Origin of the sequence: Paenibacillus radicis (ex Gao et al. 2016) (assembly GCF_014641555.1) — a bacterium.
GTDB classification, from domain to species: domain Bacteria; phylum Bacillota; class Bacilli; order Paenibacillales; family Paenibacillaceae; genus Pristimantibacillus; species Pristimantibacillus radicis.
On the sequence record NZ_BMHY01000001.1, the window covers coordinates 1209035 to 1220968 of the forward strand.

Annotated in this window: 9 protein-coding genes; 8 read left to right on the forward strand and 1 reads right to left on the reverse strand. The window is 50.7% G+C overall.

Features of this window, described 5'->3' with window-relative positions:
• The 7 genes from IEX98_RS05460 to cyoD form a co-directional block, all read left to right on the forward strand.
• A partial coding sequence (locus tag IEX98_RS05460) for a hypothetical protein (RefSeq protein ID WP_229691974.1) occupies positions 1–559 on the forward strand: 559 nt, incomplete at its 5' end.
• A 39-nt stretch (positions 560–598) separates the two neighbouring features.
• Positions 599–3283 carry a carbohydrate binding domain-containing protein gene (locus IEX98_RS05465; protein ID WP_188887867.1) on the forward strand — a complete coding sequence of 895 codons (2685 nt, stop codon included), beginning with the start codon at positions 599–601 and terminating at the stop codon, positions 3281–3283.
• A 230-nt stretch (positions 3284–3513) separates the two neighbouring features.
• A complete protein-coding gene (locus IEX98_RS05470) occupies positions 3514–4041 on the forward strand; it encodes a hypothetical protein (protein ID WP_188887868.1) in 528 nt (175 codons plus the stop codon).
• Positions 4042–4776: 735 nt separating this feature from the next.
• Entirely contained in the window at positions 4777–5724 is a 948-nt protein-coding gene (gene cyoA, locus IEX98_RS05475) for a ubiquinol oxidase subunit II (protein WP_188887869.1), read from the forward strand.
• Positions 5725–5742: 18 nt separating this feature from the next.
• Positions 5743–7734 carry a cbb3-type cytochrome c oxidase subunit I gene (locus tag IEX98_RS05480; protein ID WP_188887870.1) on the forward strand — a complete coding sequence of 664 codons (1992 nt, stop codon included), beginning with the start codon at positions 5743–5745 and terminating at the stop codon, positions 7732–7734.
• Positions 7734–8363 (forward strand): cytochrome o ubiquinol oxidase subunit III, encoded by a 630-nt coding sequence (gene cyoC, locus IEX98_RS05485; protein ID WP_188887871.1) that lies wholly within the window; start codon positions 7734–7736, stop codon positions 8361–8363. Before IEX98_RS05480 ends, cyoC begins: the two co-directional genes overlap by 1 nt.
• A complete protein-coding gene (gene cyoD / locus IEX98_RS05490) occupies positions 8364–8693 on the forward strand; it encodes a cytochrome o ubiquinol oxidase subunit IV (RefSeq protein WP_188887872.1) in 330 nt (109 codons plus the stop codon).
• Between the two features lie 83 nt (positions 8694–8776).
• On the opposite strand, the gene pdxR is transcribed toward cyoD, so the two are convergent.
• Positions 8777–10222 carry a MocR-like pyridoxine biosynthesis transcription factor PdxR gene (gene pdxR, locus IEX98_RS05495; protein ID WP_188887873.1) on the reverse strand — a complete coding sequence of 482 codons (1446 nt, stop codon included), beginning with the start codon at positions 10220–10222 and terminating at the stop codon, positions 8777–8779.
• Positions 10223–10508: 286 nt separating this feature from the next.
• Between pdxR and IEX98_RS05500 the strand changes: the two genes are divergently transcribed.
• Entirely contained in the window at positions 10509–11465 is a 957-nt protein-coding gene (locus IEX98_RS05500) for a carbon-nitrogen hydrolase family protein (RefSeq protein WP_188887874.1), read from the forward strand.
• Positions 11466–11934 lie beyond the last annotated feature (469 nt).

Below are 11934 nucleotides of genomic sequence, written 5' to 3' on the forward strand. Positions count from 1 at the left end.
TGTTTTACGATCATGGATCTGCATTCCGCTGACGATGGGAATTGAGACCCGCAAGGTCGGAACAATTCAAGCGCTTTTGTCTCCAAGGCTGTGGACGGAAGACGGGCTGGCGACGGAAGCGGGCGACACGACGTTCTGGGATCGTTCAACGCTGTACGGCCTGCGCGGCATGTACGCCGCTGGCGAGACAGAAATTGCGACCGCTTATCTGGCGTCATATTCTATCCGGCGTTTGCTCGGCGACCATGTTCCTTATCCGGTGGAGGCTTATCCGGAAGGCAATCAGCGTCATCTGTCGGCTGAAAGTGCGCTCTACTGCCGTATCGTTACGGAAGGATTATTCGGTATTCAACCAACCGGACTATCCGCATTCAACTGTGTTCCAAGATTGCCGGAAGGCTGGAGCGCAATGGCTCTTCGTTCCATCCAAGCGTTTGGCCGTCAATTCGATCTCGTCGTCAATGCGCTTCCATCAGGCATAGAGCTGGTTGTCTCCGATGAGAACGGAAGCAGACGTTATTCGGGAGAGAATGGCGAAGCTTTTGAAGTAAAATGGTAAATTCGGCAAGTAAATGACCAGGTACAAGGGGGAAGCAGTATGGGAGCAAGGCAGAAGGGCAAGACGTGGAAAAGGTTGTTGAGCTTTGCGGTTGCAGGCACTGTTGCATCATCGCTTGTCGTATCCTCCCCAGCTTATCCGCTATCGGCTGCTGGAACCAACAGCGTGCAAAATCCGGGCTTTGAAGCCGGCAATCTTTCTGGGTGGGCGGACTTCTCTGGCGCCAATGTCGTTACCGCATTCGACCAAGTCCGTTCCGGCAGCTATGCGGTTCGTACCACCGGTTTAATAGAGCAGACAATTGGCGGCTTGTCGCCTAACACCACCTATATGCTGACGGGATGGGCTAAGGGAAGCTCGGTCAATGTTGACGGCAGAATCGGCGTTAAAGATTATGGCGGCAATGAGCTTCAGAAAGAAATTAGAAGCGTTTCCTATACGAATGCGGTGCTTGTCTTTACGACGGGTCCGTCGGACACGAGCACGAAAATCTTTCTTTGGAATGCCAATGGCGTTGGAGAGCTGTACGGTGATGATTTTACGCTGGAGCAGGTAACCAACTACGCAGTCAACGGCGGCTTCGAGAGCGGTTCTGCTGCGCCTTGGAGCTCTGGTGCTGCTATCGTCAGCAGCGGTCAACGAACTGGAGCGAAAGCGGTATCGACGAGCAACAGCGCCGAGCTTACCGTTACCGGTCTGAGTCCGAATACGATGTACTCGCTTATTGGCTATGCGAAGGCGGGATCGGCCGGCGTCACAGCCCGGGTCGGTGTCAAAAATTACGGCGGCAGCGAAAATAATTTACCGGTAACGAGTACCGGCTGGACGCAGGTGTCGATTCCTTTCCTGACGGGCGGGTCTAATACGAGCGCAACGATTTATTTGTGGAATCCGGCCGGTTCAGGGACTGTTTTTGGAGACGACTTCTTCGTTACGAGAGTGAAGACCGACTACAGCACGCCGAACCAGGATATCAGCTTCACTTCCTCGGATTCCGTTCTGAACGACAATTTCGCCTGGGCAAAATCACAAGCAAAATCCTATATGACCTCCGGCCTGGGCAATAACTTTGCTTCCTATTGGAACGGATATACGTTCCGCTCTGCGCTCTATTCCCGAGATTTCGCCCATGCTTCCTTGGGTGCTCATCTGCTGGGAATGGACGCGGAAAACTATCAAACGCTGCAAAAGTTTGCCGCTTCGGCGAATGCCAGCCGCAAATGGTATCCGCTGTGGGCGTTGAACTTCAGCGATGTTGTCCCATACTATACCGACTATAATAGTGACACCAGCTTCGTGAGAGAAATTCCTGCCGTATTCGAGCTCACGGAAAAGGGCTATAAGCAATATTTGTGGACAGGGAATACGGACTATATTAACGATCCTGCGCTAGTAACCTATTACGAGAAGTCGGTTAATGATTTTATTGCTCTTCATGATGCGAACGGCAACGGCATTGCTGACGAAGGCGGAACAGGGGATATTTTCAAAGGGACGGCTACATACAACGAGAATCCAAGCGCTCACTTGAAAGAGGCGGGCGATGCCATCGGTTCCCAATATCAAGCGCTTCTTGCCTATTCGCAAATTCAGTCCGCTCGCGGCGATTCTGCAGGCAGCGGCGTAACAGCAGGCAAGGCGAGCAGCTTGAAGTCACTGTTCAACTCTACCTGGGTGAATACGTCGAGCAACCGCTTCATTCGCGGCTGGTATGACTCCACCAAATACGATAACTTCGGCAAAGAGAACAGCTGGTTTATGCCGATGAAGCTGATTACGAATCCAGGCAGCACAAACAACAATTACTTGGATTACATCGATAGCCAGGTGAAAGGTTTAGCGCCGTTCAATATTGAGGCCTATACGTACTTGCCGGAAACCTTTTTCCCGTATCAGCAAAACGACCGCGGCGTCTATTGGCTGAAATATATCGGTAACAGCCGCAGTACCTATCCTGAGGTAGGCTTTACGGTTGTCGGTCATACGGTGGAAGGTTTGATGGGTGTTGTTCCAGACGCGCCGAATCATAAGGTCGAGACGTTGTCGCATTTGCCGGAGTCGGTCACTTGGGGCGAGGTTAATCATGTCGCAGTTGGCGATCATGACTTGAAAGTGAAGCATGAGGGCGTAGGTCGGACGACCTTGACGCATAACTATGGCTCACAGCCTCTTCAATGGGAGGCGACCTTCCCCGGCACGCACAGTCAGCTGTTCATTAACGACGTTGCACAGCCGGCAAGCACCAAAGTCGTCAACGGCGTTGCGGTTAGCTCAGTTACCGTTAGTGTACCGGTTGGTTCTTCCATCGTCGTAAGGGCTAACATCGCGGCGAACTTGATTAAAAATGCCGGATTCGAAGCAGGAACAGCGGATTGGACCTTTACCTCCGGTACGGGCATCGCATCGAACATTCCGCATAGCGGCTCCAAGCTGGCGTACCTGGATGCAGGAACGGCGAAGCAAATTTCGCAAAGCTTTATGATTCCCGAAAGCGGCACCTATACGTTAAAAGCATGGGTAGCGGCGGGCGGCTCCGGCGGCGTGCTAGGCGTCAAAGTCAATGGGAGCGCGGCAGGGAGTGTTGCGATTCCTAATGTGACGGCCTACAACGAGCAGTCGATTACAGGCATCGTCCTTAATGCCGGCGACAGCGTTCAGGTATACGTAACCGGCCCGACTTCCCAGTGGATCAACGTGGATGATTTTAGTTTTACAAAGCAATAAGGCGGGGTAGGCGCGGTATTTGTTAATTGATATCCAGCCTCCGATAGCGCGGATAGCAACTATCAGCAAGACGGGATAGGCGCAGTCTGCGACTATGATCATTATTCGTAAAAAATAAGCAACTCTGTTCCAAGGCTCGGCTGATTCAATCAGCGGCGCCTACGGAGCAGAGTTGCTTTTTTGTTTGCATCGAGAGAAACTACCATTCGCTAAATAGCGAAGCTGCTTCATTGCTCGACTTCGCTTATGCGTCGAACGAACTTTCCCTTGCTAGTAACGAACCTGCTTCGTTGCTCGACTTCTCATATGCGCCAAACCAACTTGCCTTTGCTAGTAGTGAACATGCTTCATTGCTCGGCTTTACATATGCGCCGAACCAACTTGCCTTTGCTAGTAGTGAACCTGCTTCATTGCTCGGCTTTACATATGCGCCAAACCAACTTGCCTTCGCTAGTAGCGAAGCTGCTTCGTTGCTCGGCTTTACATATGCGCCGAATGAACTTGCCTTTGCTAGTAGTGGACCTGCTTCGTTGCTCAGCTTTACATATACGCCGAACCAACTTGCCTATGCTAGTAGTAAAGCAGCTTCGTTGCTCAGCTTTACATATATGCCGAACGAAGCAGGTTCGCAATATTGCGAAGCTGTTTTCGCTATTCAGCCCCAACAAGCATGTCAATCTGCAATTAGCGAACTCAATTTCGCTATCCGTGAACCTAGGTTCTCCAATAGCGAAAATGAGTTCGCTGCAGATGAGTAGCACAATCGTCATGGGCTGCAGAGCGAACTTGTCTTCGCTAAATAGCGAACCTGCTTCGCTGTATCGCTTCATATACGCCGAACGAAGCAGGTTCGCAATATTGCGAAGCTGTTTTCGCTAATTGGCCCAAACCTGCATGCCAGTCTGGAATTAGCGAACTCATTTTCGCTATCCGTGAACCTAGGTTTTCCAATAGCGAAATTGAGTTCGCTGTAGGTGAGGAGCATAAGCACCATCGGCCGCAGAGCGAACTTGTCTTCTCAAAATAGCGAACCTGCTTCGCTGTGTGCCCTCGCATATGCGCCGAACGAACTTTCCTTCTCAAAATAGCGAACCTGCTTCGCTGTTCGGCATCGCACACGTGCCGAACGAACTTTCCTTCTCAAAATAGCGAACCTGCTTCGCTGTGTGCCTTCGCATATGCGCCGAACGAACTTTCCTTCGCAAAATAGCGAACTTACTTCGCTGTCCGATTTCACTCGCGCATCGAGCGAACTTTCCTTCGCTGTTCAGGTTGCCCGGCTCCGCTGGGCAACGACCGAATCCGCTTAGCGCCCTACTGCTCCACGTAAACGCCATACGTACTCACTATCCCATCCGCAACATTATTGTTGCAATTTATTGAACATGGCTGGTGGGACTTTGGCACTCAGCGGCTGGTGACACCTTGGTGGTTCTCTTATAAAGTGAGGAGGATTCAAGAACCATGGAACCGGATAGGAGCTGAACTCAACAATGAAAGTTACGAAAGCCGTCAGACGGCTGGCCGCCCTGCTTGCACCGGTCATGCTTTTACTTGCCGGATGCACGGACAATATGGCGGTGCTGGACCCGAAAGGACCGATCGCGGCGCAGCAGCGGGATTTGATGATCATTTCGACGATATTATGCTGCATCGTCGTTGTACCGGTATTGCTGTTAACCGCATTTATCGTATGGCGGTATCGCGATAGGGAAGGCCGAAAAGCGGCATACACGCCGCGCTGGGAGCACAGCTTCAAATTGGAAGCCATTTGGTGGGGCATTCCGATTGTGATCATCCTTATTTTGGCGGTCATTACGGTAAAAGGCACGTATGCGCTAGAACCGTCCAAACCGCTGGAGTCCGCGCAAAAGCCGTTAACCGTTCAGGTAACTTCCTTGAATTGGAAGTGGCTGTTTCAATACCCGGAACAGGGAATTGCAACGGTTAATGAGCTGAAGATTCCGCAAGGCGTACCAGTCCGGTTTGAAATTACAGCAGACTCGCCGATGAATTCCTTCTGGATTCCGCAGCTTGGCGGACAGATGTATGCGATGTCCGGAATGGCTATGACACTGTATTTGCAGGCCGACGAGGCAGGAGAATATTGGGGCTCGGGAGCCAATTTCACGGGCACTCATTTTTCCAGCATGTATTTTGACGTGGAATCAACAACACAGACGGAATTTGATCAATGGGTCAAAGAGGTTCAAGCGAAGTCGCCTGCACTTACCAGCGAAGGGTACAAGCAGTTGGCGCAGCCTTCAACGGAGCAGAAATTGACCTTCTCTTCTTTTCCGGAGGGGCTTTTCGAAAGAACGGTAACGAAATACGCTTCCGGTCATCACCATAGCCCGCAGCTTAAGGAGCAAGAGCCGGCGGACTCGAAGACACCGAAGCCAGCCTCTCACAGCGGACATTCTGCAGAAGAACATCAATAGAGAAGGGGGAAGATTGCGATGAGGGAAAACGTAAAAAGCTTTGCGTCCGAGTTTTTCGTAACGGGCGATCCATTGATTTATGGAGCCGACGTTAGTATTGGACTGACACTTATTGCAGTGGTCGCCGGCATGACGTATTTCAAGAAATGGAACTGGCTGTGGCGGGAGTGGCTCACTACCGTCGATCACAAAAAAATCGGAATCATGTATATCCTATCAGCGTTCCTGATGCTGTTCCGCGGGGGAGTCGATGCGCTGCTGATGCGGACGCAGCTCGCCATGCCGGAGCTTAGCTTCCTGGAGCCGGATCATTATAACCAAATTTTTACGACGCATGGCGTCATTATGATTTTGTTTATGGCGATGCCGTTTATGTTCGGCTTGTTCAACGTTATGGTGCCGCTGCAAATCGGGGCCAGAGATGTGGCCTTTCCGTTTCTGAACTCGCTCAGCTTCTGGCTGTTTTTCGCCGGGGCGATGCTGTTCAATTTATCATTTGTCATCGGCGGTTCGCCTGATGCAGGCTGGCTTGCTTATCCGCCGTATTCGGAGCTGATGTACAATCCGGGCGTCGGACAGGATTTTTATATTTGGGGCATTCAAATTTCAGGGATTGGCAGCTTGATGACCGGCATCAATTTCATCGTAACGATTCTGAAAATGCGTGCGCCGGGCATGAGACTGATGAAAATGCCGATGTTTCCATGGTCGGTTTTGTCCAGCTGTATTGCGATCATTTTTTCGTTTCCGATTTTGACGGCTACGCTTGCGCTGCTGTTTCTTGACCGCTATGCCGGGGCGCATTTCTTTACGCTGGACGGCGGCGGCAACCCGATGATGTACATCAATCTGATCTGGATGTGGGGACATCCAGAGGTATATATTATCGTACTTCCGGCCTTCGGCATCTTTTCGGAAATCGTATCGACCTTCTCGAAAAAGAAGCTGTTCGGCTACAAGTCGATGGTGTACGCCATGATGATCATCAGCGTCCTGTCGTTTCTGGTCTGGGCGCATCATTTCTTCACCATGGGCTCGGGAGCAGATGTCAACGCCTTCTTCGCCTTAACGACGATGCTGATCGCCATACCGACAGGTGTAAAAGTGTTTAACTGGCTGTTCACCATGTTCAGGGGCAAAATTACGTTCGAAACGCCGATGCTATGGACAATCGGTTTTATTCCGTGCTTTGTCACAGGCGGTCTAACCGGCGTACTGCTGTCGGTAGCTCCAGCTGATTTTCAATTCCATAACAGCTACTTCCTGATTGCACACTTCCACCATGTTATTATCGGCGGTGTCGTATTTGGATATTTCGCAGGTTTATATTACTGGTGGCCGAAGTTATTTGGCTTCAAATTGAACGAACGTATCGGCAAGTGGGCGTTCTGGTTCTGGAATATTGGCTTCTATCTGTGCTTCATGCCGCAATATGCGCTTGGACTCATGGGCATGACGCGGCGTGTCGTCTCCTATAGCTGGGATAAAGGCTGGTGGGAGATGAATCTGGTGTCCACGATCGGCGCTGCTTTGATGGGAATTGCGTTTCTGTTCCAGGTCTGGCAGATCGCGCATGGCGTAAAACATAGCGCAGCCAATCGCGATACAACTGGCGATCCATGGAATGGCAGAACGCTGGAGTGGTCGATTCCTTCTCCGGCGCCGTATTACAACTTTGCTGTTTTGCCAAATGTCAGTAGTCAGGACGAGTGGTGGGAAGAGAAGCAGCGAATGGAGCAAGGCGGAGCAGCGGCACAGTCTCAGCTGTATACAGGAAAGCTCGAACCGATTCATATGCCTAAAAATTCAGCCATTCCGATACTAATGTCCGCTTGCTGCTTTGTCGCGGGCTTCGGGTTTGTTTTTCACTGGCAATGGTTTATCATTGCGGGCATCTCCGGCCTTGCGATCTGCATGCTCAAACATTCATTCAATCATGATACCGATTATTATATTCCCGTTGAAGAGATTAGAAGCTCTGAGGCGAGTAAGGGCAGGTGGACGGTCTAATGGCTTCAATCCATTCCGCGGAACCGGCACAGCATGCCAATATTCCGCAAGAGCAGCATCATGATCATCCGGATCTGGAAGGGATGCGTACCTTTGGCTTCTGGATTTACTTGATGACCGATGTTCTTATCTTCGGTACTTTTTTCGCAGCATATATCGTTCTTCGCGGTAACACGAACGGCGGTCCAGGACCCGCTGAGCTGTTCGAGCTGAACGGCATTATCGTCAGCACGTTTCTGCTGCTCGCCAGCAGCTACACTTGCGGACTGGCTGTATTAGCGATGAATAAGGGGAAGAAACGGGCACTTATGGGCTGGCTAGCTTTTACGGCTATTCTAGGCGCAGCCTTTATCGGTCTTGAGATTACTGAATTTACACATCTGGTGCAAGAAGGAGCGACGATGGGAACGAGTGCGTTTCTATCCGCCTTTTATACGCTGGTGGGCACCCACGGCTTGCATGTATGCATCGGACTTATTTGGATGGTTGCGGTCATTCTTCAATTGGCGAGCAAGGGGATTACGCCAGTTATGAAGCGCAAAGTCCAGACGATCAGCTTGTTTTGGCATTTTCTAGATGTTGTCTGGATCTTCGTATTTACAGTCGTTTATCTAATGGGGGTGAGCTAAATGGCAGCAAGCTCGAAAGCGAATCATCCGGCAGAAGATACGCATGGCTCCTTGCGATCTTACACGATAGGGTTTGTGTTCTCGATCGTGCTGACGGTTATCCCCATTGCAATTGTACGGAGTGACTGGCTGGAAGGGACGGCCAATGCGGTCGTATTGATGGGAGCAGCTGTACTGCAGCTAATTGTTCAGCTGTTGTTCTTCATGCATCTGCGTGAAGAGAAAAATCCGCGATACAATCTGCTGTCTTTAATATTTGGACTTGTAATTTTGCTAGTTGTTGTAGCGGGGTCCATGTGGATCATGATGTTCAACCAGGTTGCTGGCTAGGCATTAGCTTGAAAATAAAACAACCGCGAAGGCTTCATTGATTGAAGCTTTCGCGGTTGTTTTGTTGTATGCATTGCATTGCTTTATTGAGCTGTGTTCAGCAGGCTGCGCAAAGCTTCGGCAAACTTGGCTACCCCTGGGGCAATTTCTTCGGCCCGCGCTCTTGCAAAGGTAAACCGGACATAGCCGGATTCTGAACCATAGACACTCCCCGGCACGAACACGATACCCTTGCGGATCGCCTCGTCCAGCAGCTTGCCGTCATGAACCTCGGGCACAAGCTTGCACCACAAATGCAAACCTCCTTGAGGCACGCTAAAAGTAATCAAGCCCGGAAGTTCTTTTCTCAACGCTTCAATTAACAGGTCCCGCTTGAATTGAAGCTGCATCCGCAATCGATTCAAGTGCGGATCGAAGTATGCGGAATTCAGAAATTGAGCGGCTACCTGCTGCGGAATGACGCTTAATCCAAAGTCCATCTGCTGTCTGGCATCGGCTAGCCTTTCGACAATAGCATTCGGAGCAACCATCCACCCGATTCTTAGACCAGAAGCCGCAATCTTAGAGAAGGAGCCGATATATAAAATCGAGCCAAGCGGGTCCATCGATTTGAGCGGCGGGGGAGGAGAATTCTCATAAGCCGTCAGGCTGAAGGGATCGTCCTCGACAATTGGCAGCCCCAGTTCGCTGGCAGCGGCCAGCAGCTGATTGCGGCGTTCTGCAGTAGGAACGCTTCCCGTCGGGTTTTGAAAATTCGGGTTCAAGAACACCATCTTGATCCGATGTTTTTTGTACAACGAACGTATATCCTCTGAACGCGCTCCGTACTGATCGACCGGGAGACGGAACAGCCGAAGTCCCGCAGACTGGAATAAGGGCAGGGAGTAGCAATACGACGGATCTTCGATTGCTACGGCATCTCCTGGTGACAACAGGCATTGCGTAATTAAATAGAGGGATTGCTGGGAGCCGGACGTAATCAGAATGGAGGATTCCGTCGTTCGAATTCCTCTTTGCCGCTCCAGATGGGAGACGAGCGCTTCCCGGAGAGGCGTGTAGCCTTGAGGATTGTCATAGCCCAAATACGAGGTATATCGATGCTCGCCCATTAACGCCGTTATTTCATCGATGGGGGCCAAATCCGCGGCTAGTTCACCGCTTGCCATATCGATTAGCGAAGGCTGCTGCGCCAGCGACTCGCGGATTTTTCGCATGAACGGCAAATTTGGCAGGAAGCTTCCGCCTTCCGCATAACGGCTCCAATTCGGCGTATGCTTGGGCGTAGCCTCCCATTTGCTGGTGCTCACGCGCGTGCCGCTGCCTGTTCGGCTTTCAATAATGCCCATCGCCCGAAGCTCTGCGAAAGCTAGAATGACCGTGCTTCGATTAACGCCTAATTGCTCAGCCAGCTTCCGTTCCGAGGGAAGCAGACTGCCTGGCGGAAATTCTCCGTATGAAATTCGCTGCTCCAGATGATCAGCAATTTGTTCGTAGATCGGTTTTTTAACTTGACGATCGGGTTTCCACATAAATTCACCTCATTGTTTACTGCAGATAGACATATTGCGATTGTTATCATACCACCGATTTTACAAAAGGAAGAAGCAGAAATGCATCCTTGCCTTGACAAATTGATTTCGAATCCATGAACATGGATGGTCATCTCCGCCGAAAATCGGATGGTTGCAGGTTCTTCTCTCTCTTTCATCCGCAAATTGGATGGTTTTTATTCATCCGATTTTGGATGGTTGTTTTTGATGCTTTATCTTTTATGATCATGCTTAAGATAGTTTGAGTAGAGAAAGGGATGATGGGATGAAGAACAAACAAGTTCATGTAGCTGTGGTGCAGTCTGCGCCCCAATTATTCGACAAGCAATCCGCGATGGACAAAATCGTAAGCATGACGAGGGAGGCCGCTGGACAAGGCGCGCAGCTAGTCGTTTTTCCGGAGGTTTTTCTGCCCGGTTATCCGCGTGGCTTGAGCTTTGGCGCTCGTGTCGGCAGCCGAACGACTGAGGGCAGAAAAGACTTCGAACGTTATTGGGAAAGTGCCATTGAGGTGCCGGGAGCCGAAACCGACATTTTTGGGGAGTTGGCGAAAGAATTAGGTGTGTATCTCGTTATCGGCGTCGTTGAACGTGATCAGGAATATAGCAAGGGAACTTTATACAATACGATGTTGTACGTTGGGCCGGAGGGCGGGCTGCTGGGCAAGCATCGCAAGCTGGTTCCGACGGGCTCTGAGCGTCTATTATGGGGACAAGGGGACGGCAGCACGCTGACTGTGATTGATACGCCGTTCGGAAGAATAGGCGGACTGATCTGCTGGGAAAATTATATGCCGCTCGCCCGGACAGCCATGTATGCGCAAGGCATTGATCTGTATATTGCTCCCACTGCAGATGCGAGAGACACTTGGCAGTCTACGATTCGCCACATTGCGTGCGAAGGCCGCTGCTTTGTCATCTCCTGCAACCAGTATGCAACCAAAGCCTCTTATCCGGATGATTTGTCCTGCTATGCAGACATTGAGGATGATGAAGAGATTTTGAGCCGAGGGGGGAGCGCAATCGTAGGACCGCTGGGGGAATATGTCGTCAAGCCGTTGTATGATCAGGAGGGCATTATGATGTCGACACTTGATCTATCGCAGATTGCACAAAGCCGGTTCGATTTTGATGCGGTTGGGCATTACAGCCGGCCTGATGTTTTTCAGCTGGTTGTGAATGATAAAAAGCAGGAGATCGTGAGGCGGGCGACGCAGATGTAGAGTTGTGCATGAAGTCCGGGGCCGCTGCGCGTTTTGGTTCATGCTGTCGTTCTTGATTCCATTAGGCCATCGTTTACACGATGGCCTAGTGGAGAGAATCTGCAAAATGCCATCCTGAACTCAAAACGCTCCGCTCACCCTGCCTCAAGCTACGAGGATGAAGGTGGGGAAGAGGGCCGAACATATAGAGTAACAGCGAGCCCAGCATAGGACGAACACATAGTGCAACTGAGAGTCCAGCACAGAACTGAACACATAGAGCAACAGCGAGCCCAACTCGACCACAGCCCGACACAGTCAACACAACTGCTTTATTACGATATACTCAGGGGTATTACATTAGAGGAAACTGTGATATTGGAGATAGGGAGCAGTGTTTGCCAAAGCCAAAGCCAAAACCAAAACCAAAACCAAAACCAAAACCAAAACCAAAACCAAAACCAAAACCAAAACCAAAACCAAAACCAAA